The organism is Myxococcus llanfairpwllgwyngyllgogerychwyrndrobwllllantysiliogogogochensis, assembly GCF_006636215.1.
Classification (GTDB): domain Bacteria; phylum Myxococcota; class Myxococcia; order Myxococcales; family Myxococcaceae; genus Myxococcus; species Myxococcus llanfairpwllgwyngyllgogerychwyrndrobwllllantysiliogogogochensis.
Genome location: NZ_VIFM01000087.1, coordinates 13,459 through 38,740, shown reverse-complemented (window position 1 = coordinate 38,740; position 25,282 = coordinate 13,459). Strand labels below are relative to the sequence as shown.

Sequence of the window (25,282 nt, the reverse complement as noted above, 5' to 3'; positions counted from 1 at the left end):
CGCATATCTCGCAGAGAAGCACCCCCTCTTCCGCCGCCGCCGCCGCCCAAGCCGCCTCCGGACCCCAAGGTCGAGAAGGCCACCAACGACAAGAAGACCGCGACGACGCTGCGCACCGACGCGAAGAACAAGTCCGTCAAGGCCCAGGCCGACGCCGCGAAGGCGAAGCAGGCGAAGACCGCCCATGACAAGTCCACCAAGGAGAAGGGGGAAGCGCAGAAGGCGCTCGACACCTCCAACACCAACTACCAGCGCCTCCTGGACCACGGAGACTCACCCGCCGGCCGCACCCCCGCCCACGCCGAGTCCGTGAAGAAGGCGAAGAAGCAGGTCGACGCCGACCAGGGCCGCGTGGACAAGGCAGCAAAGACCTTTAAGGGCACGGAGGAGAAGCTGACCCAGGCCGACACCACCGCGCGCGACTCCAAGCAGCACGCCGTCACCGCCTCGGACACGGCCCTCCAGGCGCAGAAGACCGCCAACGTCAGCGCGAAGCAGGCGGGCCAGCCCGAGCCCTTCCCCAAGGCGAACGAAGTCGTCGACACCTTCGACGCCGGAAGTCTCAGCAAGAAGGACCAGGCGAAGCTGTTCGGCACCTCCGCGCCGGTGACGCCGGAAGAGGCGGCGCGCGCCGACGTCAAGCACGTGGACAACGTCGTGAAGAACTCCCCGCACAAGAACGAGGAGGCCGTCGTGGGCGCGGAGGAGCTGCGCAAGCAACTGGCGCTCAACCCCGACCCCGCCTACCGCGCCGCGCTCTGGAAGGAGTCCAAGCCGCAGCGTGACGCGTTCGTCGACGCGCAGGTGAATGGCCGCTCGGTGCACCACTCGAAGATGCCGGAGCTCATGAAGTCGCTGGCCCAGGGCGCCGACATGGCGGGCCCTGAGGCGCGCAAGGAGCTGGCGGGTCAGCTCCTCTCGGCCTCGAAGTCCAAGTCGCTGGACGGCGTGGGAGAGCCCGGCCGCTCCTTGAAGGAGAACGCCAAGGACCCGGCGGTGGCGAAGCTGGGCGGAGAGATGGTGAGCCAGCTGCGCGCGGCGAAGCGCTACAAGGACGCCGACTCCCTCTCCAACGTCGACCCCGCCATCAAGGCCCAGTCCATGCCGAGCAAGCTGGACCAGAAGCTCCAGGCGGAGGTGGACCTCAACTCCGTCTCCGAGGAGCGCGACGGCCTCAACGCGCGCCAGAAGACGCTGGACCAGGAGACGCGGACCACCGCCCGGCAGACGCTGAACGACGTCGCGAAGAACCCCAAGTCCAAGGAGCCCTTCACCGTCGAGCCCGGCGCGACGAAGGACCACGCCGTCCTCGTGCGCAAGGACAAGGCGGGCAAGGTGACCGAGCGCCTGGAGGTGTCGTTCCAGGGCGACACCGTCAAGGTGGACTCGACCCATGTGGACAAGAAGGGCGACGCGCGCCGCACCGTCTTCGAAAGCGGTGGCCCGGAGGGGCCGAGCACGTCCACCGATACGCGCTGGAAGCAGGACGCCTCCACGCCCGCGCCGTCGATCGAGGACCTGGCCGCGGGCAAGGTGAAGGGCTCGTCCTACTCCGCCACGAAGTTCGAGGGCGGCAGCAACGCGAAGCAGACCACCACCCAGCGCACCCCGGACGGGACGCTGACGGAGACGAAGAAGGAGTACGGGGGCTCGGACAAGACGGACCACGTCAACGGCAAGTTCGACGAGTTCAAGAACCACTCCTCCACCGACACGGTCCACACCACCACCACCGTCATTCCTCCTCCGGGAGCCAAGGACGAGAAGGGCAAGCCCGTGAAGGCGATGGTCGTGGAGGGGACGTCGTACTCGCAGGGAAACGAGCTGCGGCTGACGAAGACGGAGACGAAGGCCGTCGACTCGCCGGTGAAGGGTGACCGCCCGGCCGGCGCGGAGGAACTGGCCAAGGTGGAGAAGGATGCCCGAGGCGCCGACGACGCCGCGCCCACCACCTTCGTGCTGGAGAAGAGCGGCGACGGCGAGCTGAACACGCAGACCTTCTTCGAGGGACAGCCCAACGTCACGCTCGTCACGCGCAAGAAGCTGGAGGGCAACACCGTCACCGAGACGACCGAGGGACGTGTGCCCAAGCCCACGGACAAGGACAAAAAGGAGCTGGTGGACATCAAGGGCACCACCACCACGACGTACAACGACCAGGGCCTCATCACCGCCAGCCACTCGGACCAGACGGACCCCACGGGTGTCCGCCGGGTGAAGGACTTCCAGCGCACCGAGTCGCGCAACGCGAAGGGCGAGGTGGAAGTCACCGAGCGCACCAGCGGCCTGGAGGAGGGCGGCGACAAGCCCAAGCGCACCTACGAGCAGGCGCTGACGACGGCGCAGACGCCCAAGGGCCCGCAGGTGGTGCGAGCGGAGTCGAAGCTCACGGGCCCGGAGGGCTCCGCGGAGGCGTCCATCCCGCCCGAGAAGCTGACCGTCAATGGCAAGCCCATCGCCGACCCCCAGCAGCTCAAGGCCAGCCTGCCGCCCGCGCAGGCCGCGCTGGGAGCCTATGCGGTGAACGGGTTGCAGGAGCAGCTCAATAGCTTCTCCAAGCTCTCGGCGCTCCATGCCCAGACGCTGGAGGGCGCGCCGGAGGCCCCGGAGAGCGCGGGCTGGGATGTCGCGGGAGACACGGTGGACTACGGGCTGGCGCGGCTGGCGCAGGAGGCCAACACCACCGCGGCGACGAAGCAGGGCAAGCCCGACCCGGCGAACAACCCGAAGTTCTTCAGCTTGAATCCCGTGGAGGAGTTCAACCAGGAGCTCACGCTGGACCTCGACAAGGACCAGCGCCTCGGGGTGGGCGCCGTGGGTGGCTTCCAGGTGATTTCCGGCGCGAAGGACGTCGTGTCCGGGGTGGGGGACTTCAAGAAGGCCCTGGACGAGCAGAACAAGCTCGACCTCGTCAAGAGTGGCCTGGGCATCATCGACGGGGCGAGCGGAGTGGTGGAGGGCGCGGAGCTGCTGCGCTTCGCGGCCAAGGGCACCGGCACCACCATCTCCCCCTCGGGAGAGCTGGGCGGGCGCGTCAATCCCATCAAGCTGGCGGAGTGGTCGGGCCGGCTCAGCGCGGCGGTGGGTGTCGTGAGCGGCGGAATCCAGGTGGCCGAGGGAATCGCCAACGACGACAAGTACCAGGTGGCGCTCGGCGCGGTGCAGGCCGGTGGCGCCGTGGCGGGCTACTTCGGCACGGCGGCGGCGGTGGGCGCCTTCGGCGGGCCCGCGGGAGTCGCGGTCGCCCTGTCGGTGGGGCTCGTCACCATCGGCATTGGCAGTGCGATTGAGCGCGAGCGCTCCCACGCGCTCGCGGACCAGAAAATCTGACCGAAGTCCTCCGCCCGGCCGGAACAAGGGCCGGGCGGAGCCCGACGTGGCCAGTGGGTGCCTTGCCTATTTGAATCCAGACACGCGCCGGAACTCAGTGGCGCATGGAATTCGAATCGCGAGTGGAAAACCCGCAATGACATAGGAACATCTGCGAGGTTTGTCTTTCGGGGATATGCGACGGGGCTCCTGTTTCCCTCCACCCCGAGGTATTCATGCGTCAGCGCGTCACGACAACGGGTCGAACCTGGATGAGTTTGTTCTGCACCGCCGCCCTCTTCACGGCGGCAGGTGTGGCCGCCGCGGAGGACCTTGTCCTGCCCGCGGGCAACATCCTGTCCAACCCTTCGTTTGAAACGAACCTCACGGGCTGGTCGACGTGGCAGGGGACGCTGGCCCGGGTGAGTCACGCGTCGGCACCGGATGGTGCGTACGTGGTGCGCGTCACGCGGTCGGCGGGGGATGCCTATTCGCTGGATGACGCTCCGGACGCGGTGGCCTCCACGACGGTGGGCACCGTCTACCGGGCACAGGTCTTCATCGCGGCGAGCAACGCCGGGACGGTGGGCAAGCCCGTGGTGCTGGCCGTCCGGGAGCGCAATGGCGCGGGGACCTCGGTGGGGTACGCGGAGTCTCCGGAGGTCGGCCTGACGATGGCCTTCCAGCAACTGACGGTGGAGACGACGGTGCAGCAGACGGGCAACACGCTGGATGTGTATGTCCTTCAGTCCAATGCCACGGCGGGCAATGCCTTCCTGGTGGACGCGCTGACGCTGGCGGTCGTCCCGCCGCCGACGCCGGGCGAGCCGAGCCAGTTGCTCTGGAGTGACGAGTTCGACGGACTCGCGGGCACCCTGCCGAATCCGCAGGTGTGGGAGCCCGTCACAGGCGGCATGTGGGACAACGGCCGGACGATTCAGCAGTACACGGCGCGTCCCCAGAACGTGCAGCACGACGGGAGTGGCCACCTGAAAATCATCGCGCGGCGAGAGACGTATACCGGCGCGGACGGCGTGACGCGCGACTACACGTCCGCGCGAATCCACTCGAAGGGCCGCATGGAGCGCCAGTATGGCTACGTCGAGGTGCGGCTCAAGGCGCCCACGGGGCTGGGCACCTGGCCCGCGGCGTGGATGATGGGCTCCACGGGGGAGTGGCCCGCCAACGGAGAGTTCGACATCTTCGAGGGCGAGGGGCCGTTGCCCACGCTGGCTCACGGCACCATTCACGCGCCCGGCATCGCCTACGGTTGGGGACCTCCGGGACAGGTGGACTACGCGCCCGCGCGCGTGGGTGACGCGTGGCGCACCTTCGGCATCTTCTGGAATGCCAACCGCGTGGAGTGGTACGCGGACCGAATCAAGCGTTTCACCTTCCCGCGTGGCACCACGGGGACGTGGGTGTTCGACCAGCCCAACCACCTGCTGCTCAACCTGGCGCTGGGGGATTTGGGCGGAGACCCGACGAACACCGTGTTCCCCCAGGTGCTCGAGGTGGACTACGTGCGCTGGTACGCCAACGCGCCGTCGAACTGACCGGGGTCTCCATGCCTCCAACCGGGGCCGTCCACGGCGGCCCCGGGCGACCGACCCTCTTCGGGCCAGGCGAGCATCGCCTGCTCCCTCGCTGACCCGGCGCCCTCTCGTTAGAGTGTCGGGCTCATGCTTTCACCGCTCCAGCCTCTCTATCTGCTTCTCGTGGTGGAGCCGTCGACCTGTCCCGAGCGACTCCGTGAAGTCGAGGCTTGGGAGGCGCGGTCCGGCCGCTCGCTTCCCGCCGTCGTGCGCGAGTTCTTCACCGGCCTTGCGACCATTCCGATGGCGCCCAATGAATACCAACGCAGGGTGTGGAATGCCCCCGAGCCAGGAGCCGTCATCGTCGGACGCGTGACCGACGATGAATGGGAGGTGTCGCTTCCGGACCTGTGGGCCGAATACCGCGATGGCACGCTCGAGACGCTGACGTCCGTGCTGCCCTCCGTCGAGCGCGCGACTGACGACGAGCTCGATGGCATCACGCCTCCGAGCGCTCTCCACGGGCCGCTGGTCTATTTCCAAACCGATGTCATGCGCCAGTGGCGCGTGTTCTTCGAACTGGACGGTTCGCGCGACCCGCCTGTCCATGAACACCACCGCGACCGTGGTTGGTCACCCCCGCGTTCCTTCTCGTCGTGGCTCTTCGAAGCGTTCTTGGACGGGTACCTCCACCAGGACATGGTGCCGTATTCGTTCTGGGGAAAGAACGCCGACCTCGCGCGCTCCGCAGCGGCGTGCCCGGTGCAGCCCTTCAGGAATGGTCGCTGGTTGCGAGCGTCGCAGGGGCCATTCAGCGCTGAAGCGCATGCGGCGCTCAAGGAGCGATTCTCTTCCTATTCACGCGCGTACGCGACGAAAGCCACGCTCCACGACTTCAGCCTGGCGGAGGGTGGTTGGATCTGGATTGTCGCCGATGAGGATTCGTCGGAATGGTGGATCGCCGGCGAGACGAACGAGCATGTCGTCGAGCTCGCTCGCGCGGCGCGCGACCTTGGCCAGTTGACGGCGCCGCTCGTCGCCGATACGCCCGAAGGCGCGGCGGTGCTCGAACTGCTCGGCGCTACCGTGCCACTGTGAGCCGTGTCGGGCGAATCCTGTTCAGGTCGGTCCTTATCCACCTGGCGCTGGTACGCCAATGCGCCGTCGAACCGACCGGGCCTCCGCGCCTCGAACCGGGGCCCTCAACGGCGGCCCCGGGCGGGTGCGTCGCTCAGGGCTCGTCGAAGATGAGCAACCCTCGTGCGTCATCCACCACGTACACGTGCCCATCTCCTGGCACGCGAATGCCGAGCGCGCCCTCGTACTGGCCGTCCTCGCGCTTGGGGTCTGACTCCCTGTAGGTGTTGAAGTGAGCCACCTGTCGGGGCTTCGTGGGATTGGAGACATCCAGCACGCGCAGGCCCTCATGGTACCAGGCGATGTACAGGCGCGTGCCCACCAGCAGCATGTTGTGGATGGAGGCGACGTCGCGCAGCTTGAACTCTCCGATGAGCTCGATGTTCGTCGGGTCATCCACCTTCAGCACACGCAGGTGGGCGCCCTGTCGCTCGCCGCCCTCGAACGCCACCGTGTGTCCGCCCAGGGTGCCCACCGCGCTGTGATGGCTCACCGCGCCGTAGTAGGTGTACTCGCCCAGGTGCTCGAAGTTCTCCGGGTTGCGCACGTCGAGAATCTGGTAGCCGCCGCTCATGTGACTCACATAGAGGCGGTCTCCGTACGCGAAGGCGTCGTGTGGCACGCCATAGACGCCGGTCCCGATGCCGCCCAGGCTCTCGCGGTGCAGGAGTCGTGGCTCGGTGGGGGTGGTCACATCAAAGAGCAGCACCTCGGCGTTCCGTCCGGTGGACATCGCATAGAGCCGGTCTCCATCGACCAGCACCGTGTGGATGTCGAGGGGCCCTCCGCCCGGGTAGCTCTGGAGAAAGACGGGACTGGCTGGATTCGAGATGTCGAAGACGATGAGGCCGGAGCTGGCGCTGGCGACATAGAGCGCGTCGCCCTTTGACCACACGCCGTTCCAGTAGTTGTCGCCCGGCAGGCTGATGGACGTCTTGAAGACGGGCCGTCGCCGGTCCTTCACGTCGAAGACCGTCAGCCCGCCCGGCTCTCCACGGCGCTGGATGGACACCACGTAGGCATGGTCCTTCGCGACAAAGACGTCCACGGACTGTCCCAGCTCCACGTAGGACTCGGAGCGCAGCTTCAATCCGCCCGAGGACTCTGCCTCGCCGCGAGCCCAGCTCATCCGCTCGGCGCGGAAGGTTCCATGCACATAGGTGGAGCCATCCGCGCAATAGCTGTAGCAGCCCACGAACTCCCGGGGAGACACCGCCTCGCAGCCCAATGCGAACTGTTCGAAGTACACACCAGAGGCCGTGTTGGTGTAGCCCATCGACGCGGAGAACTGCCCGTCGCCGAGCTGGGATGAACTGGAGGCTATCCCGTTGAGGAACTCCACCTGTCGCCCATCGGGGCTCAGTCGGAGGCCCACGGCCGCGGTGGCCATCTCCCTTTGTGGCTGCATGTATTCGACGCGGACCACGCCACGGTAGACGGCGCCCTCTCGCTCGAGTGTGTCCAGGGACGCTCGATTGCACGAGGAGAGGTCGAAGACCTCGGGTGAGCCGCAGGGGGCGGAGATGTCCTTTCGCACCGTGCAGGTCGCGAACGGACCGGTGTCCGCGATGATGTCTCCCTGCTCCTTCAGCGGCGTGTACAGCCCGTCCCACGGCTCCGCCTTCGGGTCCGAGTCACAGCCGGCCAGGGCCAGGAGGCCCATCAGTCCCGCGGTGCGGAGACCTTGCTTCATCCCAGTCATCGATGTCTCTCCAAGGAAGAGCCCCCGCACACTTCGGGGCTCAAGGCGACATGACTCTAGGACAATCCCCTGCGCCGATGCTCACGGTCTGCTTGTCGCTCGTTGCGTATGAGGAGTCCATGCGAGGAATCCACGAAATACACGCAGCTCATCCAGGTCCTGGATGAGCTGCTACCGGGTGCGGTCAGCGAACAGCTCAACTGCAGGGGACCCAGTCTGGGTGAACGACGGTGCTCGACTGGGCTCCCGTGGAGTCGACCACATACACCTTGGGTTTGATGGAGGTGTCCCCGGGGAATGTCTCGGTGGGAGCGTAGCAGCCATAGCCGCGCAGCGTGGTTCCGGGGTTGAAGAGCGAGGTGTAGACCTTGTTGGTGTCGTAGCGGTACGTCTGTTGCCCCCAGTAGAAGGTGTAGGGCGCGACGCCGCCCGATGCCGAAGCGACACAACCCAGGCTCCCACCCACGGGACGGGTACAGATCAATGTCGCCACAGGGACGACCAGTGCCTTGCTTGCAGTGCCCACATCCTCGGGGATGGGCTCACCCGCGCTCGGCTCGCCCTCGGGCATACCGCCACAGGCCGTCAGCGACAGGCTTGCTGCGAGGACAGCGACAAGGCTCCGGCGGGGCATTGCAGGGTATGACATTGTGGGCCTCCAGGGATGGAGGGGATTCTGCCTGACCTCTGTGTCTGGGAATAGTCGAGTCAGGAATGACATGGGGTGGGAGCCCTTTTGTTTGTCAGGGAATGCGTGTGATGCTGGCTGTCCTTTCGGCCTGGAATGGGATTTGATGTGTCTGGATGATGATGTGCGTTTGATTGAAGCGGCTCGCCCAGGTGTTCCCAGGGGCGGGCCGCTGTCGACCTGCCACCGAAAGCCCAGGCGGCATTGTTGATGCTGCTAGCCGACTGACGCGGATGGCGCCCGAGCGCATATCCACCAGCAGGCCGCGGTGAAGCGGACCTCCGTGCCATGCACGAAGGGCTCGAAGGCGACGCGGACCGCATCGACAACCTTGGTGCGAGTCCGCTCGTCCGTCTCCTGGAGGAACATTCCGACGGGCCCGAGCCGGGACAGGTAACGGACCAGCTCCTTCTCGGGAAAGGCGCACTCGACGTCGATGGGCCGGAGTTCGACTTCGGCCCAGCCGCTCTCCTCCAGGATGGATTGCACCCGGTGCGGGTCCGCGAAGGCGAACTGTCCCGGACCACCCGGCCGACGGGCGGGGAGGTTGGGCAGGAGCGGTGCCGCCGTGCGCTCGGAGGTGGTCATGAACGGATTCTCCGCGGCACTCCGCCAGGCGATGAACCGGAGCTCCGCGCCGTCCCTCGCGGCACTTCTCAGGTTTGTGAAGGCCCGGACCGGGTCATCGAAGAACATGACGCCGAAGCGAGAGATGAGCTGGTCGAAGCTCGCGGGCTCGAACACATGGCTCTGCGCGTTGGCGTGGACGAACCGCGCCGGCGTGCCTTCCCGCTCCGCCCTCGCCCGAGCGGTGGCGAGCATCGGGTCCGAGATGTCGATGCCGAGACAGCGACCTTGTGCCCCCAACCGTCGAGCGACGGCGAGCGTGGTGCCGCCCGTGCCACAGCCGATGTCGAGCACCCGGCCTCCAGAGTCCGGGGACACCGCCGCCACGAGCATGTCCTCGAGCGGCTTGTACATGGAGTCGATCAACTCCTGCATGTCGACCCAGGCGTGTCCGGCGGTGCCGTTCCAGAGTTTCGTCTGCTCGTCTCCAAGTGGGTTCGTCGCGGTCATGGATGTCTCCTCCGACTTGCCTTCAGGCAGCGTAAGCTCGACTGTGCCACTTCAAGTCGACTTGAGGTCAAGCAGGTGAGAGACCTGGACATCACGGAGGTGGCGCGGCGGTCCGGCGTTCCCGCCTCGACGCTGCGGTTCTATGAAGGGAAGGGGCTGCTTGCCTCCACCGGCAGGCGGGGCCTGCGCCGGCTGTTCGCTCCCGATGTCCTGGAGCGACTGGCGCTGATTTCACTGGGGCGCGCCGCCGGCTTCTCGCTCGATGACATCGCGCACATGTTCGCGCCGGACGGGCGGCTGCGCATCGACCGACCCCTGCTCGTGGCCAAGGCGGAGGAACTCGACAGGACGATTCGCGAGCTCGGCATCATGCGCGACGGCCTTCGGCACGCCGCAGTCTGCCCCGCGCCGAGCCACCTGGAATGCCCCACCTTCCGCCGCATCCTGCGCGCCGCCGCGTCCGCCCCGACGACGGGCGCGCGAAGGAAGAGGACTCCGAGGCGCTAGCTCCAGGAGCACCGAGTCCGCTCCGGTGACCTGACACGCCCTCCGCTCGACCCCTCGTCCGCCCGAGCCGCCAGGCCGATGCCGTCGTTCACGCGGCCCTTCACCTTCAGGCGGTGCCCGGGAGGCCTGTATGAGCAAGGACAAGCGCAAGAATCAGGGTGGCAACGGTGGCGGTGGTGTGAAAGCGGACACGATGAAGACCTACCGGGAGGGAGAGCGCTTCCCTGGCCGGATTGGTCGCACGTACGAGGAATCAGAGCCGGCCTTCCCGATGCCACCCAAGGCGCCGAAGGACGCGCCCAACATCCTCTACGTCATCCTGGACGACGTCGGCTTCGGCTGGTGTGAGCCCTTCGGCGGCATGATTCGCACGCCCACGCTGATGAAGCTGGCACAGCAGGGCCTGCGCTACACGCACTTCACCACCACCGCGCTGTGCTCGCCCACGCGCTCCTGCCTCGTGACGGGCCGCAACCACCACTCCGTGGGCATGGCCAACATCACCGAACTGGCCACGGGCTTCCCCGGCTACAACGGCCGTCAGCCGCAGGACAAGGCGGGAGTACCCGCCATGCTCCATCAACACGGCTACACCAGCTACTGCATTGGCAAGTGGCACAACACGCCTTCCGAAGAGACGACCATCGCCGGGCCCTATGACCGCTGGCCCACGGGCTCCGTCTTTGGCTTCGACCGCTTCTATGGCTTCCTCGGAGGCGACTGCGACCAATGGGAGCCCAAGCTCTTCCTGGACCGCGAGGCCGTCGACCCGCCGGCCACGCCCGAAGAGGGCTACCACCTGTCCGCGGACCTCGTGGACCGGGCCATGAGCTGGATTTCGCAGCACCACTCGGCGGACCCGGCGAAGCCCTGGCTGACGTGGCTCGCGCTGGGGTGCGCGCACGCGCCCCACCACGTCGCGCCTGAGTGGGCGGACAAGTACAAGGGCCAGTTCGACCTGGGCTGGGACGCCTACCGCGAGAAGGTGCTGGCCCAGCAGAAGAAGCTGGGCATCATCCCCGAGCACGCGAAGCTCGCGCCCATGCTGGAGGGCGTGCAGAAGTGGGACTCGCTCTCCGCCGACGAGAAGCGCCTCTTCGCGCGCATGGCGGAGCTGTACGCGGGCTTCATCGAACACGCCGATGCGCAGCTCGGCCGGCTGATGGAGTTCCTGGAGCGCACGGGGCAGCTCGACAACACGCTGGTGTTCGTCTTCATCGGGGACAACGGCTCCTCGGGTGAGGGCACGCTGACGGGCCTGTTCAACGAGCAGTCCGTGGCGAACAACGCCGAGGAGACCGTGGCGCAGAACCTGGCGCGCATCGACCAGTTCGGCCAGCCCGGCTCGTACAACCACTACCCGGTGGGCTGGGCCATGGCGGGCAACACACCGTTCCAGCTCTGCAAGCAGTACACACACTTCGGCGGGGTGCGAAACCCGCTCATCGTCCACTGGCCGCGCGGAATCGAAGCCAGGGGCGAGCTGCGCACGCAGTACCACCACTGCATCGATATCGTCCCGACGATTCTGGAAGCGATTGGCGTGGAGGCCCCGCGCTTCATCAACTCCGTGCAGCAGGAGCCCGTCGAGGGCTACCCGATGAACTACTCGTTCAGCGACGCGAAGGCGCCAACCAACCACGTCACCCAGTACTTCGAGATGCTCGGCAACCGGGGCCTGTACCACGACGGCTGGAAGGTCGTGACGTACCACGGGCGCAAGCCGTGGGAGAACAAGGCGCGGTGGAGCTTCGACGAGGACCACTGGGAGCTCTACAACGTCGTGGAGGACCCCACCGAGTCGAACGACCTGATGAAGGGCAGGGACCGCGCGAACCTGAGCGACCCGATGGTGAAGAAGCTCATCGAGCTGGTGGGCCTGTGGTGGGCGGAGGCGGGGCGCTACCAGGTGTTGCCGCTGGATGACCGCTTCCAGATGCGCGCGCTGGGACGCGCGGGGCTCTACGCGGAGCGCGAGCGCCTGACGTATTACGAGGGCGCCGTGCGCATCCAGGAGTTCGCCGGGCCGGACACGAAGAACCGCTCCTGGGAGATGACGGCCCAGGTGGAGGTGCCCGCGGGTGACGCCCGAGGCCCCGTCGTCGCGCTCGGCGGAAGCTCCGCGGGCTTCTCGCTGTACCTCAAGGAGGGCGTGCCGGTGTTCTGCTACAACTTCCCCGGGCCCGAGCTGACGTATCTGCGTGGCAAGGAAGCGCTGAAGCCCGGCAAGCACGTGCTCCGCTACGAGTTCGAGAAGACCGGACCGGAGCCCTTCGGCGCGGGTGGCACGGGGCGGCTCTTCGTCGACGGGAAGAAGGTGGCGGAAGCCCAGATTCCCAGGACGGTGCCGGTGGGCTACTCCATGGATGAGACGTTCGACGTGGGCTGGGACAAGGGCACGGCGGTAAGCCCCGAGTACCCGTCCAATTCCCGCTTCACCGGCCGCGTCCTGCGCGTGGACTTCGACCTGAAGCCGGACTTCCACCCGGACCACGCGGACCCGACGAAGAAGGCCGAGGCCCGCTTCCAGCACGAGATGATGCGGCAGTAGCACCGCGCCGAAACGCTCCCGGTGGGCCACACGCCGGGAGCGCCTCGCCCGAAGTCACTTCAGACAGACGGCCTCGACGTTGTTGCCGTCGGGGTCCTTCAGGAACGCGGCGTAGTACGTGGGGCTGTAGTCGGCGCGCACGCCGGGCTTCCCATTGTCTTGACCGCCGGCCTCCAGCCCGCTCGCGTGGAAGCGGTCCACGGCGGCGTGCTGCGAGGCGCGGAACGCCAGGTGGGTGCCAGGCCCCGTCGCGCCCTGGGTGGGGTAGAGCCACAGCGCGGGCTCACCCGGAGGGCCAAAGCCCGCGCCCGAGTCGTCTCGCGAGCACAGTCCAAATCCCAGGGGCGCGAGCGCGGCGGTGTAGAAGCGCACGCTGGCGTCCAGGTCCTTCACCTTCAAGCCGATGTGGTCGAACACGATGACCTCTGTGTGAGAGAGGCCGTCACCGTACGGGGCGAGGGGCGAGTCGCTCTTGGAGGAAATTGCGCTCGCCCCGGGCCGCCTGACGGAAGCGTCCGGGGGACACTCCGGCGGCGCGGTGGAAGGTGCGCACGAAGTTGGAGAGGTCGCCGAAGCCGACGTCGAAGGCCACGTCGGTGATGGAGCGCGAGTCGTCCGCGAGCAGCCGCGCCGCGTGACGCAGGCGGGAGCGCAGCAGGTACTGGTGCGGCGTCACGCCGACGACTTTCGAGAAGAGTCGCAGGTAGTGGAACGGGCTGAGCCCGGCCTCCTTCGCCGCGCCCTCCAGGTCGATATCCTCGCCCGAGTGCGCATCCAGCCACAGCGCCGACTCCACCACGCGCCGCCGGTCCACGGGCCGCGCCGAGGGCGCCTTGTCGGTCCGCCCCGTGACGACCTCGGCGAAGCGGGCCGCGAACACCAGGCCCACCTCGTCCATCCCCACGTCGCTCGTCCCTTCGGCGGTGGCCTGGGCCAGCTCCCCCAGCACCATCAGCTCCGGCAGGGGCGGAACCCCGCCGCTGCGCCAGCCATCGGGCGAAAGCCCCATCGACTCCAGCAGCGCCGGAGCCAGCTTGAAGGACAGGCACTCATCGCCGCGGAGGTGCTCGTGCGAGCACATGTACTCATCCCCGGGGTGACCTATCAGCAGCGAGCCCGCGACCAGCTCGAAGGACTCACCGCGCGTGCGGTAGCAGAAGGTGCCCTTGCGCACGTAGGCCACGGAGAAGGCGCGGTGCACCTCGGCGAAGGGCGCGTCATCGGGGCCGGCGTCGCACCGGAAGTCCATGACTTGAATCGACTCACGCTCAAGGACTGTCGAGACCCGCATCGCCCGCCCAAGCTAGCGGCCGGTCCAGACCCGGGCAATGGAAACGACGGCCGTGGCTACTCGTCCTCCTGCTGGCCGAAGAGCAGCCGCAGCAGGGCCAGGTCCTCGGTGTGGCTGATGACATACACGTGGTCCCCTTGCTGGAACACGGTGTCGCCCTTGGGGGCGACGAGCTCCTGGCCTCGCACCAGCAGCATCGCGGAGGAGCCCGGAGGAAAGGGCAGGTCCGCCAGTCGCTCGCCGGCCACGGCGGAGGCCTGGTGGATGTAGAACGAGCTGACCTCGCCCTTGAGCAACTGCGTGGAGGCGATTTCGAGCACGGCCTGGGGCGGCTCGGGCACGTTGGCCGCGAGCCCCAGCTTGCGTGTCACCCACGGCACCGTGGCGCCGGGTACCAGCCCGTTCACCACCACGATGAAGAACACGATGTTGAAGATGTCTCGCGAGCCCTCCGTGCCGGACAGCACCGGGAAGGTGGCCAGGATGATGGGCACCGCGCCGCGCAGTCCCACCCAGCCCGTGTAGACGATTTCCCCCAGGGGAAACCGGAAGGGCAACAGGCACAGCAGCGCCGCCAGCGGCCTCGCCACGAAGGCGAGGATGAGGCCCAGGCCCAGGCCCACTCCGGCCACGCTGATGAGGTTGCGCGGATACACCAGCAACCCGAGCACCAGGAACATCAACACCTGGGACAGCCACGCCAGCGCGTCATGCACGCGCAACAGGCCGGTGCGGTAGCGGATGGTCTCGTTGCCCAGCGCGATGCCCACGATGTACACGGCCAGGAAGCCGCTGCCGTGCAGGAGCGTGGGCAGGCCGAAGGACAACAGCGCCAGGGCCAGCGTCATCACCGGATAGAGCCCCGCCACGCGCAGGCGCAACCGCTTGAGCAGGAGCCGCGCGCCCCAGCCCATGGCCAGGCCCAGGCCGGCGCCCACCACCATCTGCACCACCGCCTCCACCGCCAGCTCCCACCCCGGAGGCTTCCCGCTCGCCAGGGTGTGCGTCAGGCCGGTGGTGAGGATGACGGCCATCGGGTCGTTGAGGCCCGACTCCAGCTCCAGCGTGGTGCCCACCCGCCGCTTCAGGTGCAGCCCGCTGCCTCGCAGCACGGAGAAGACGGCCGCCGCGTCCGTGGAGGAGACGATGGCGCCCAGCAGCAGCGCCTGCGTCCACGGGAAGTCGAAGAGGAAGTGCGCCGCCGCGCCCATCAACGCGGCCGTGGCCACCACGCCCACCGTCGCCAGCACCGCCGCCGGGCGCAACGCGGAGTGGATGGCCGCCAAGGGCGTGTTGAGGCCACCGTCGAAGAGGATGAGGACCAGCGCCACCGTCCCCAGGCGGAAGGCGAAGCCGTAGTTGTCGAAGTCGATGCCGCCGGGCCCGTCGGAGCCGGCCGCCATGCCCACGCCCAGGAACAACAGCGCCACGGGGATGCCAAAGCGGCCGGACGCGCGGCTGAACAGCACGCTGAGCGCGAGCAGGGCGCCGCAGACGGCGAGCAGCAGGGCGGTGGGAAGCGGCTCCGTGGTGATCATCCGGGGAGGACTCTACCCGTCCCCGGCGAAACTCAGGCGTCCGCGCGAGGGCGTGGGCGGCCGGAGTGGGGCGCGGTGGACACGTGGGCCAATGGCAGCGTGAAGGAGAACGTGCTGCCCTCGCCCGGAGCGCTCCGCGCGTGGATGCTCCCGCCGTGGGCCTCGACCAGTCCCTTGGCGATGGCGAGCCCCAGCCCCGTGCCCCGGCTGGCCGCGTCGCGCGCCTGCCAGTACCGGTCGAAGATGTGGGGCAGCGCCTCCGCGTCGATGCCCGCGCCCGTGTCCCGGACGTGGAAGCACACCTCGCCGTTGCGCACGGACGCCCCCACCTCCAGGTCGCCGCCCGCCGGGGTGAACTTCACCGCGTTGCCCAGGAGGTTGCCCATCACCTGGAGCACCCGCGTCCTGTCGCACCGGGTGCGCACGTCCTCGGCGGGAGGCTGGGGGTGCAGGTGCAGTCCCTTGGCCTCCGCCAGGGGCCGGATGGACTCCATCGCCTCCGCGACGAGCCCCGCCACCGAGTGCTCTCCCAGCTCCAGCGGCAGCCCGCCCGCCTCCAGCCGGCCCCAGTCCAGCAGGTCGGAGATGAGGCGCGACATCCGGTCCGTCGCGTCCTGGATGCGCGTGGCCTGCTTCGTCACGCTCTCTCCGCCCGGCCGCGCGCCCGGCCCGCGCAAGAGCAGCGCCGCGCCCAGTTGCACCACGCCCAGCGGGTTCTTCAAGTCGTGCGACACCACGGCCAGCAGGTCCTCGCGCGCCCGGGCGGCCCTGCGCGATTCACCCACCAGCCGCGCGTTGTCGATGGCGAGGCTTGCGCGCAGGCACAGGTCCTCCGCCAGCGCCAGGTCATCCGGGCCGTACCGCCGCCCCGAGCCCGAGGAGACGAAGGTCACCGCGCCCAGCGTGTTCCCGCGCGCGCGCAGCGGGATGATCATGTACGAGCGCGCCTGGAGCGTGCGCAGCAGGGCCGGGTGCGCCGGCTCCGCCGCCGCCGCGCGCAGGAGCGAATCCGTCACCGCGGGCACCAGCTCCGGCTCCCCGGTGTACAGCACGCGCAAGAGACCCACCGGTGCGTCGTCGCGCTTCTCGATGCGCTGGGGCAGCGTGCTCGCGCGCTCCTGCTGCGTCGGGTCCAGGCAGGCCGCCGCCACGCGGGACACCCACGGGCCCTGCTCCAGCGCATCCACCAGACACCAGTCCGCCAGGTCCGGCACCGCCAGGTGCGCCAGCAGCGTGTACATGCCGTGGGGGTCGGGCGGATGGGTGAACAGCGTCGTCATCGCCTGGTAGAGGAACGAGCGGCGTCGCTCGGCCTGCTCGACCTCCGCGCGCGCCGCCTGCTCCAGCTCCAGGGCGCGGGAGTACACGGCCTCGGCTTCCGTGAGCGGCCTCGCCGTCACCAGCACGGTGCTTGTGCCCTCCTCGGTCGCAAGGGGCGTGAGCACCAGCGCGTGGCGGCGCAGGCCCGTGTCCACCGGCCAGGGCAGCTCCACCGTGACGGCGTCGCCGCGAGTCGACGCCTGGACTCGCGCCACCTCCAGTCGCGCGGCGTCCTCCACGGGTACGCCGAGCTCGGTCCACTGACGGCCTTCCAGCCCATCGGTCCCCCGGCCGAACGCCCGCGCTCCCGAGGCGCTGCACGCGAGGATGCGACCCGTGGCATCGAGGACGTAGGCCGGGTCGGGGAGCGCGGTGAAGGCGGAGACGAAGGAAGGCAGGGCAGGGCTCATCGGAACGCGGAAGGGCTGACGGGATATTGACACCCCAGGACCCGGAGGCCATTCCGGGCCAGGCAGGCGCCCAGCAAGGATTCAGTAGCGGATATTGTGGCTCACCCCGGCTGCGTGTCCGCCCGGACAGCGAGCAACAAGCGGGAAGGCAGGGCGGCCAGGGAGACGACCTCGTCCGCCAGCCCCGCGCTCACCACGACGCCGGGCATGCCGAAGACGACCGAGGACTCCTCGTCCTGGGCCAGCACGCGGCCTCCGGCTTCGCGCAGCTCTCGGGTCCCCTCCAGGCCATCCTGGCCCATGCCGGTGAGGATGACCGCCAGGGCCTCGGGGCCGTGCGCGCGCGCGACGGAGCGGAACAGCCACGTCGCGGAGGGACGGAAGCCGTTGACGGGGGCGGCCTTGGACACCTGGGCCCGGCCGTCCTGGACGCCCAGGTGCCGGTCGTCCGGCGCCAGGTAGACGTGCCCGGGCAGGAGCAGCTCCCCCTCTTCCGCCACCCGCACCGGCAGCGGGCCCGCCGTGGCCAGCCAGGACGCCAGACCCTGGCCGAAGCCGATGGCGATGTGCTGCACCACCAGCAGGGGCGCGGGGAAGTCCGCGGGCAATTCCGACAGGAGCCGGAACAAGGCGGCCGGTCCACCGGTGGACGCGGCCAGGGCGACCACTGACGCCCGGAGCGACTTCGCGCGAGGCGCGGGCCTGGGGGCGGGCGCGGTCTGCGCGGTGCCCCGGTCCGGCCAGCGGCGGACGACCTTCACCTCGGCCATGGCCTTGAGGGTGTCGCGCAGGCGGCGGCTGTCCGCGTCGAAGTCGGGGGACTCGGGGCCCAGGGGCTTCTGGAGCACCGCGAGCGCTCCGGCCCTCAACGCCGCCATGGACGTCTGGATGTCGCGCTCCACCAGCGTGGAGACGACGACGACGGGCGTAGGCACCTCCGTCATGATGCGACGGGTGGCCTCCAGGCCATCCATGCGCGGCATCTGGATGTCCATCGTCACCAGGTTGGGCCGCAGACGCTGGGTGAGTTCCATCGCCTCCACGCCGTCCTTGGCTTCGCCCACCACGCTCAGCCCCGGGTCGGCGCGGAGGATTTCCACGAGCAGTCGACGGGCGGTGGGAGAGTCCTCGGCCACCACGATGCGCAACGGTTCTGTCCTCATAGAAGTCGTCTCAAGGTCTCCAGCAGGCTCGTCGGGTCGAAGGCGCTTTTCACAAGATAGGCACTGGCCCCGGCTTGCAGCCCGCGAGCCTTGTCCTCGGGCCGTCCCCTGGCGGTGACGAGGATGACCGGCAGCCTCGCGAAGCGCGGGGAGGCACGCACGGCCTCGGTGAGGGCGATGCCGTCCATCCGAGGCATCTCCACGTCCAGCACCAGGGCGTCCGCGCCGCCCGCCTGGAGCCGCTCCCAGGCCTCGGCGCCGTCGACACAGGGCACCACGTCGTAGCCAGCGCCCTCCAGGATGCTCTGCTCCAGCGCGCGGGTGGTGGGCGAGTCGTCCGCCAGGACGATGCGTCGCCGCGTCCGCTGGGTCACCGGGGCGGGGAACAGCGCCGTGGAGGGACGGCCCCCCGCGGCCCGCACGAGGGACACGGGGTTGAGCAGGAGCGACAGCCGTCCGTCTGGCAGCACCGCCGCCGCGGACACGTGGCGAGCGCGCCGCACGCGCGGCCCGAGCGCCCGGACGAGGGCCTCCTGTTCGGCCAGGACCTCATCCACCACCAGCGCGGCGCGCGCGGTGCCGGCCGCCAGCACCACCGCTCCCCGGCGCTGACGCGGCGGCCCCGGGGGCAGCCCCAGCACGTCCGCCAGCGAGGCCAGGGGCACCAGCGCGTCTTCCGCCACCCATGTCGGACGGCCCTCCACGTCGCGCACTTCGTCGGGGGACAGCCGCACCAGCCTCGCGACGCCCTCGCTGGCCAGCGCGAGAATCTGTCCTCCCGCGGACACCAGCAGGACGCGCAAGGTGCTCAGCGTGAGGGGCACGTCGAGCGCGAAGCGCGCGCCCTGGCCCGGCTGTGTGCTCACCTCCACCGTGCCGCGCATCGCCTCCACCTGCGTGCGCACCACGTCCAGTCCCACGCCTCGGCCCGCGACCTCCGTCACGCGCGTGGAGGTGGACAGTCCGGAGTGGAACGCGAGGCGCGCGGCGTCCTCATCGTCCTCGGGGGCATCGATGCCGTGGGCTACGGCGCGTGCTCGCAGCGCATCCAGATTCAGTCCGCGTCCATCGTCCTCCACCGTCACTTCCACGCGGCTGCCGCGCAGGCGCGCGGACAGGGTGACGCGGCCTTCCTCGGGCTTGTGCGCGCGGCGGCGCTCCTCGGGTGACTCCAGGCCGTGGGCCACGGCGTTGCGCACCAGGTGGAGCATGGGCTCGCGCAGGGATTGGAGCAGGGAGCGGTCGAGTTCGAGCGCGCCGCCGTGGACCTCCAGTCGCGCCTTCTTGCCTTCGGAGCGGGCCACGTCGCGCGCGGCGCGCTCCAATCCCTCGCAGCCTTCCAGGAAGGGCAGGGTGCGCGCGCGGCGGACCTCGTCGTCCATGCCCGTGGCCACGCCGCTCAGGGTCCGCTGGTCCGCCGCTAGCTCGCGAGTCACGCGCGCCAGCTCCTTCTCGGCCCGGCGCAGCGAGGACTCGGCCTCCGTGCCCTGCACCGCCTCGCGCATGCGCGCCAGCTCCTCGCGCACGCCCTCCAGCGTCTCCGTTCGCCCTTCCAGCCGCAGCGAGGCCACCCGCAGCTCGCCGCTACGAGAGAGCAGCGCGTCCAGCTTCTGCGCCGATACGCGCACCGGCAACGTCGCTTCCAGCACGGGGCTTGAGGGCGGGGATTCGGGCGCGGAGGATTCGGCGGAGGCGCCGGGCATCCGAGGAGACTCGGCGGAGGCGCCGGGCATCCGAGAAGACTCGGCGGAGGAGCCGGGCATCCGGGAAGACTCGGCGGAGGAGCCGGGCATCCGAGAAGACTCGGAGGCGGCGCCCGCCGCGCGCGAAGGCTCGGCGGCGGAGCCCGGCGCACGGGAACGCGCGGCGGATGCGCCCGGTGCACGGGAAGACTCGTCGGTGGCGCCGGTAGGTCGTGCCGCCCCCGGTGCATGGGGCGTCGTGCCCGTCGCGTGGGGCGCCGACACGTCGCCGTTGGCCGCGCGCTCCAGGTCCGGCAACAACGTGTCGAGCGGCGAGCCGGCCAGCTCCTGCTTCGAGGCGAGCCGCCTCCCCGCGTCGTCCAGCGCATCCACGGCGGCGAAGCACAGCTCATACAGCTCGGGCGACGCGGTGCGCCCGTCGCGCAGCGGCTCCAGCACTTCCTCCAGCCGGTGACACGCCGTCTCCACGAGCAGGGCACTGGCCGCGCGCGCGGCGCCCTTCACGCTGTGCAGCGTGCGCAGGAGCGCGGCAACCCGCTCCGCGGCGCGCGGCGTCCCCTGCTCCCGCTCCAACGCGAGCAGGTCCCGGTTGAGCGAGGCCACATGCCCCTCGAGCTCCTCGAGGAACGTGGCCAGCAGTGCCTGGGCGAGCCGGTCGCGGTCCATCAGCGCCCGTACTCTTCGAGCAGGTTCTTGAGCTTCTGGCCCATGCCGTTGATGTCCTGCATGGCCCGCTCCGTCTGGCGGGAGGACATCAGGCCCTGCTGCGTGGCCTGGTTGACGTCATGCATCGCCTGGCGAATCTGGGCGATTCCGGTGGCCTGCTGGTTGGCGGACGCGGCGATTTGCGCGGCGGTGAGCGACGCCTGGGCCAGCAGGTCCGACAGCGACTGGATGGTGGAGCCCGCCTCGGCGACGATGCGCGTGGTCGCCGCCACGCTCTTGGTGCCTTCCTCGGTGGTCATCACCGCGCCGTGGGTGGCCTTCTGAATCTGTCCCAGAATCTGACGCACCTGACCTGTGGCCTTCTTGGACTGGTCCGCCAGCGCCTTCACCTCGGCGGCGACCACGGCGAAGCCCCGGCCATTCTCTCCGGCGCGGCTGGCCTCGATGGAGGCGTTGAGCGCGAGCATGTGCGTCTGCTCTGAGATGTCATTGACGGTGGTGATGATGTCGCCAATGGCCTGGGCCTGCTCGGCGAGGGCGAGGATGCGCGAGGCGATGGACTCCACCTGCTCGCGCACGGTGCCCATGGAGGCGACGGCCTCTTCCACGGTGCGCCGTCCGCTGCGTCCCACTTCCTCGGCGTGGCGCGCGGAGTCGCTGACGTTGCGAGCGCGGCCAGCGGCCTCCTCGGACGTCTTGGTGATTTCCTCGATGGTGCTCACCGTCTCCGTCACCGCGCTGCCCTGCTCCTGCGCGCTGGCCACCTGCTCCGTGGTGCTGGCGAGGATTTCGGAGCTGGCGCCCGCGAGCTGATTGACGAACTCCGCCACGGTCCGCAGCGTGTGCTCGCGCTGCTCGGACTGCTTGGCGATTTGTGCCTCCGACTGTTGGCGCCGCTCGGCCATCTCGTTGAAGGCGCGCGCCAGCTCCGCCATCTCGTCGCGGCCCTTCAGGTCGATGCGGTGGGTGAGCTCGCCGCGGCCGAGCTGCTCCGTGCCAATCATGAGCCTGCGCAGCGGGAGGGTGATGCTGCGCGTGACGAGATAGCTGCCCGCCGAGACGAGGATGAGTCCCAGCACGGTGCAGATGGCGAGCACCCACATGATTTGCCGCGCGGTGTCCCGAGCAGCCTCGGAGTGCTCGGTCCAGCGCTCCTGCTCCTCCGCGAGCATCTCGTTGATGACGTCGCGAATCTGGTCCATGAGCTGCTTGCCCCGGTTGCCCCGGACGATGGGAAGCGAGCCCTCCAGACCCTTTTCACGGCGCTGGCGGATGCCCTCCTCGAGCAGCGCCAGACGGCCCGTCACGAGCGGCTCCAGTCGCACCATGCGGTTGCGCTGGTCGGGGAAGGGGGCCATCGCGTCGCGCAGCATGTTCATGTCCTGCTGGAGCGAGGAGAGGGCCGCCTGATAGGGCTCCAGGTACGGGTCCTCGCCCGTGAGCAGGAAGCCGCGCTGGCCGGTCTCCGCGTCGATGAGCAGGGCGCGCACCTCGCGGACGAGGCGGAAGTTTTCATGGGCCTTGAGCAGCCCCTCGGTGGTGTCCGTGAGCTGGCGTGCGCCCTGGAAGGCGACGACCGCCAGGATGAGCAACACCATCAAGGACAGTCCGAAGCCGAGCGCGATGCGGTTCCCGATGTTCATACGACTCCTTCGTCGGACAAATCGAACACGAGGCGACTGTCACCCAGCAGTGCCTCGCCCTCCAGCAAGAGTGTTCCGTCCCTGTCGGCCGCGAACACCAGTCCCCCGGCGGAATCCGCGAGGGTGACGGGGGCGGGCAACAGGTCCTGGCTCGACACCTGGGTGACTTCGTGGACTTCCTCGGTGCGCACGCCCAGCTCGGCCCGGTTCGTCCCCAGCACCAGCAGGGGGCCCGAGCTCTCCGCCGGAGCGCGGCCGAAGAGCGGGGCGAGCTCCACCACGGGGAGGACCTCGCCATGGAGCAGGGTGAGCCCGCGCAGCGTGGGAGGCGAGCCGGGCAGGGGCACCACCTCCGCGGCGCGGACGACCTCCAGCACGAAGCGTGACTCCAGGGCGTAGGTCTGGCTGGCGGCGCGAAAGCGCACCATCTCGCGCAGGGTGCCGGGAGCGACCTCGGGCGTGGGGGGGCGGCTCAAGACGCGAGCGCGCTCGTCGAGGAGCGCGGCCTCCGCCTCGGGGCTGAGGGCGCCTTCTGCTTCGCGAGAGGCCACGAGGTTCGCGAGCCGGGCGCGGACGGAATCCCAGTCGATGCCGTGAGGGCCAGCCATCAGGGTGCCTTGCCTTCAGTCAGGGGGTTCTCCAAGCGGATGCGTTCATCGCGCGCGGCGCGTGCGAGGTCCCGGGCGTGTTCTCCCTCCGCGAGTGGCAGGGGGGCATCGGGAGGAAGGGCTTCACAGAGGGCCTCTGCTTCGCGCAGGGCCTTGAGCGCGCCAGGGGTGTCACCGAGTCGGCGCAGCACGCGTCCCAGGACGAGCCACGCCACGGCGAGGGTGGGCTCCAGGTACAGGGCCTGACGGACGGAGCGCTCGGCGTCGGGCAGACGTCCCTGGCCGAGGAGGAGCAGGGCTTCGAGGTAGCGCAGGTCGGGGACGAGGGGATGGCGGGAGGCGGCCTCGGCGCTGGCGTAGACGGCGGCCTGGGCGTCGAGGTTCGCGATGGCGCGCACGGCGGCGGTGGCCGTGTCCGGGTCTGAATCGAGCGCGCCCATGCGAAGCGCGGCCTCGCGCCAGTCCCCGCGCTCCAGCGCGCGGCGGGCAGCGGAGAGTTCGGAGGGGCTCGGAGCGCGAGGCGAGGGACTCCCAGTTCCCTGAATCGCACCCGGTGTGCCCGCGCCTGGTGCAAAGCCAGACACGCCGACGTTGCTTCCGTGAGCCGCGCCCGCCGTGCCCGCGCTCGTGGGGCCCGTGCCTCGTCCGTGAGTCGTTCCCGCCGTGCCCGCGCTCGTGGAGCCCGAGCCTCGTCCGGGAGTCGTGCCCGATGTACCCGGGCCTGGAGGGAATCCGGGGGTGCCTGTCGTCGTGCCCGAACCGGGAGCGAAGCCAGGGGCGCCGCTGCCTGTCGCCGCGCCCGAGCCCGGAGCGAATCCAGAGGTGCCGATGCCTGTCGCCGCACCCGAAGGGCCCGAGCCCGGAGCGCCCGCGCGGCCTCCGGAGGGGCTCGCGGCTCCACCGCCCGGGAAGCGTGTGGTGCTGCCGGAAGCCCCTGTCTCGGTGCGCGCACTTCCTCCGGGTGCGGTACCCACGCCGCCCTCACCCGAATGCGCGGGGTGGCCTCCGCCGGAAGGCGGCACCGTCATCCGCCCCCGGTCACCGAACGGCGACGCATCGGGGACGGCCACGGTGGTGCCGGGGGGGAGCCGTCGGTAGAACACGCCCCACTCGGTGAGGACGGGCTCCAGCGGAGCGAGCCCTCCGAGCGGTGGGTCCGAAGGTCCGGTGAAGAGGACACCGCCTTCACCCAGCGAAGCGTGGAGTCGGCGGGCCACGGCCTCGATGGTGGAGCCGTTGAAGTAGATGAGGACGTTGCGACAGAAGACGACGTCCAGCTTCCAGATGCCCGAATCCGGCGACGGCCACGTATCGAGTGCGAGGTTCAGGTAGCTGAACCGCACGCGTTGCTTCACCTCGGGCGACAGGACGTACTGCCGGCCCTCGGGGCGAAGGTGGACCCGCATCCGTTCAGCCCACGGGCCCCGCATGGACCACTCGCCGTAGTGCCCGCGTCGAGCCCGCGCGAGCGAGGCGCGAGACACATCGGTGGCATACACCGCCATGTGTTCGCCCCAGCCTTCGCTCATCAGCAGGGCCGCCATCGAATAGGGCTCCTCGCCGGACGAGCAGGCCGCGCTCCACATCTTCACGGTGTAGTCCGGGCCATGGCGTTCCCGGAGCGCGGGCAGGACCACGCGGCGCAGGAACTCGAAGTGCTCGGGGGTGCGGAAGAAGTACGTCTCGCCGATGGTGAGCTCGGTGAGGAGGTCATCCATCGCGGCGGAGTCGGAGGTGATGCGCGCGCGATACTCGTCGAAGTCACTCACGCCGGCGCGAGCCATGGCGCGAGAGATGCCTTCCTCGGCGGAGGCGGGGCAGCTCGGCGGGGCCAGGCCGGCGCGCTCCTCGACGAGCGCGAGCACGGCGGGGTAGCCCTCGTGGCTCCACGGCCCTTGCCTCACGGACGCTCCGTCGAGGTGGCGAGCGCCGTGTCCAGCTCCAGCGCCTCGGCCTCGGAGAGAAAGCCGCGCAGGTCATGGACCAGGACCAGTCCGTCTTCCAGCTTGGCGGCGCCGGCCACGTAGCCCACGCCGGGCAGCTCGCGGGGCGTCTCATCCCATTCGCCTGGAGCGAGCACGCGCAGGCCCTCGGCGCGGTCCACGCGCAGCGCGACCTGACGCGGGCCCGCCTGGGCGATGATGAGGTGGTCGAGCGCCGAGAGGGGACGTGCCGGGTGACGGAAGCGCCGGCGCAGGTCCAGCACGGGGAGCAACTGGCCATGCAGGTTGAGCAGGCCTTCGACGACATCGGGTGCGCGGGGCAGCGGTGTCAGGCGCACGGCGCGAATCAGCTCTCGCACGTCCTCCATGGGGAGGCCGTAGCGCTGGCCTTCCAGGGTGAACAGCAGCACCTCTCGCGGAGCGGGCACCATGTGGGAGGGACATAGACGCTGTCCTGCGGGCTGTCGAACACGGCGTGCGCCCCGCACGTC

At 69.5% G+C, this 25,282-nt stretch carries 18 protein-coding genes; 5 read left to right on the top strand and 13 right to left on the bottom strand.

The window, feature by feature from the left end:
* The first annotated feature begins 3 nt into the window (after window positions 1–3).
* The 3 genes from FJV41_RS22010 (at window position 4) to FJV41_RS22000 (ending at window position 5,942) form a co-directional block, all read left to right on the top strand.
* Window positions 4–3,330: a hypothetical protein gene (locus FJV41_RS22010; RefSeq protein ID WP_438616748.1), complete on the top strand. Its 3,327-nt coding sequence runs from the start codon at window positions 4–6 to the stop codon at window positions 3,328–3,330.
* Window positions 3,331–3,581: 251 nt separating this feature from the next.
* A complete protein-coding gene (locus FJV41_RS22005) occupies window positions 3,582–4,865 on the top strand; it encodes a family 16 glycosylhydrolase (protein ID WP_181790830.1) in 1,284 nt (427 codons plus the stop codon).
* A 126-nt stretch (window positions 4,866–4,991) separates the two neighbouring features.
* Window positions 4,992–5,942 carry a hypothetical protein gene (locus FJV41_RS22000; RefSeq protein WP_141644492.1) on the top strand — a complete coding sequence of 317 codons (951 nt, stop codon included), beginning with the start codon at window positions 4,992–4,994 and terminating at the stop codon, window positions 5,940–5,942.
* 133 nt (window positions 5,943–6,075) lie between these two features.
* On the opposite strand, the gene FJV41_RS21995 is transcribed toward FJV41_RS22000, so the two are convergent.
* The 3 genes from FJV41_RS21995 to FJV41_RS21985 form a co-directional block, all read right to left on the bottom strand.
* Complete coding sequence (locus tag FJV41_RS21995; protein ID WP_246137333.1) at window positions 6,076–7,674, bottom strand: LVIVD repeat-containing protein; 1,599 nt, start codon at window positions 7,672–7,674, stop codon at window positions 6,076–6,078.
* A gap of 205 nt (window positions 7,675–7,879) precedes the next feature.
* The gene (locus FJV41_RS21990; protein WP_141644491.1) at window positions 7,880–8,332 is read right to left on the bottom strand and encodes a hypothetical protein; all 453 of its coding nucleotides are present in this window, start codon (window positions 8,330–8,332) and stop codon (window positions 7,880–7,882) included.
* A gap of 255 nt (window positions 8,333–8,587) precedes the next feature.
* Window positions 8,588–9,448 (bottom strand): class I SAM-dependent methyltransferase, encoded by an 861-nt coding sequence (locus FJV41_RS21985; protein WP_141644490.1) that lies wholly within the window; start codon window positions 9,446–9,448, stop codon window positions 8,588–8,590.
* A gap of 75 nt (window positions 9,449–9,523) precedes the next feature.
* Between FJV41_RS21985 and FJV41_RS21980 the strand changes: the two genes are divergently transcribed.
* A complete protein-coding gene (locus FJV41_RS21980) occupies window positions 9,524–9,955 on the top strand; it encodes a helix-turn-helix domain-containing protein (RefSeq protein ID WP_141644489.1) in 432 nt (143 codons plus the stop codon).
* A 130-nt stretch (window positions 9,956–10,085) separates the two neighbouring features.
* Entirely contained in the window at window positions 10,086–12,506 is a 2,421-nt protein-coding gene (locus FJV41_RS21975) for an arylsulfatase (protein WP_246137332.1), read from the top strand.
* Window positions 12,507–12,560: 54 nt separating this feature from the next.
* On the opposite strand, the gene FJV41_RS21970 is transcribed toward FJV41_RS21975, so the two are convergent.
* From FJV41_RS21970 to FJV41_RS21925, 10 genes are all read right to left on the bottom strand, one after another.
* Window positions 12,561–12,923, bottom strand: coding sequence for a VOC family protein (locus tag FJV41_RS21970; protein WP_141644488.1), 363 nt, complete (start codon window positions 12,921–12,923; stop codon window positions 12,561–12,563).
* Window positions 12,924–12,948: 25 nt separating this feature from the next.
* A complete protein-coding gene (locus tag FJV41_RS21965) occupies window positions 12,949–13,755 on the bottom strand; it encodes a helix-turn-helix transcriptional regulator (RefSeq protein ID WP_246137331.1) in 807 nt (268 codons plus the stop codon).
* A 98-nt stretch (window positions 13,756–13,853) separates the two neighbouring features.
* On the bottom strand, window positions 13,854–15,335 hold the full coding sequence (locus tag FJV41_RS21960) for a potassium/proton antiporter (protein WP_141644486.1): 1,482 nt from the start codon (window positions 15,333–15,335) through the stop codon (window positions 13,854–13,856).
* Between the two features lie 32 nt (window positions 15,336–15,367).
* Window positions 15,368–17,065 carry an ATP-binding protein gene (locus tag FJV41_RS21955; RefSeq protein WP_141644485.1) on the bottom strand — a complete coding sequence of 566 codons (1,698 nt, stop codon included), beginning with the start codon at window positions 17,063–17,065 and terminating at the stop codon, window positions 15,368–15,370.
* A gap of 101 nt (window positions 17,066–17,166) precedes the next feature.
* Complete coding sequence (gene cheB / locus FJV41_RS21950; RefSeq protein WP_141644484.1) at window positions 17,167–18,228, bottom strand: chemotaxis-specific protein-glutamate methyltransferase CheB; 1,062 nt, start codon at window positions 18,226–18,228, stop codon at window positions 17,167–17,169.
* Window positions 18,225–20,597 (bottom strand): hybrid sensor histidine kinase/response regulator, encoded by a 2,373-nt coding sequence (locus FJV41_RS21945; RefSeq protein ID WP_141644483.1) that lies wholly within the window; start codon window positions 20,595–20,597, stop codon window positions 18,225–18,227. The genes cheB and FJV41_RS21945 overlap by 4 nt, the downstream gene beginning before the upstream one ends.
* A complete protein-coding gene (locus FJV41_RS21940; protein ID WP_141644482.1) occupies window positions 20,597–22,240 on the bottom strand; it encodes a methyl-accepting chemotaxis protein in 1,644 nt (547 codons plus the stop codon). Before FJV41_RS21940 ends, FJV41_RS21945 begins: the two co-directional genes overlap by 1 nt.
* Window positions 22,237–22,848, bottom strand: a complete 612-nt coding sequence (locus FJV41_RS21935) for a chemotaxis protein CheW (protein WP_141644481.1) — start codon at window positions 22,846–22,848, stop codon at window positions 22,237–22,239. The genes FJV41_RS21940 and FJV41_RS21935 overlap by 4 nt, the downstream gene beginning before the upstream one ends.
* Window positions 22,848–24,752 (bottom strand): CheR family methyltransferase, encoded by a 1,905-nt coding sequence (locus FJV41_RS21930; RefSeq protein WP_141644480.1) that lies wholly within the window; start codon window positions 24,750–24,752, stop codon window positions 22,848–22,850. The genes FJV41_RS21935 and FJV41_RS21930 overlap by 1 nt, the downstream gene beginning before the upstream one ends.
* A complete protein-coding gene (locus tag FJV41_RS21925; RefSeq protein ID WP_141644479.1) occupies window positions 24,749–25,222 on the bottom strand; it encodes a chemotaxis protein CheW in 474 nt (157 codons plus the stop codon). Before FJV41_RS21925 ends, FJV41_RS21930 begins: the two co-directional genes overlap by 4 nt.
* Window positions 25,223–25,282 lie beyond the last annotated feature (60 nt).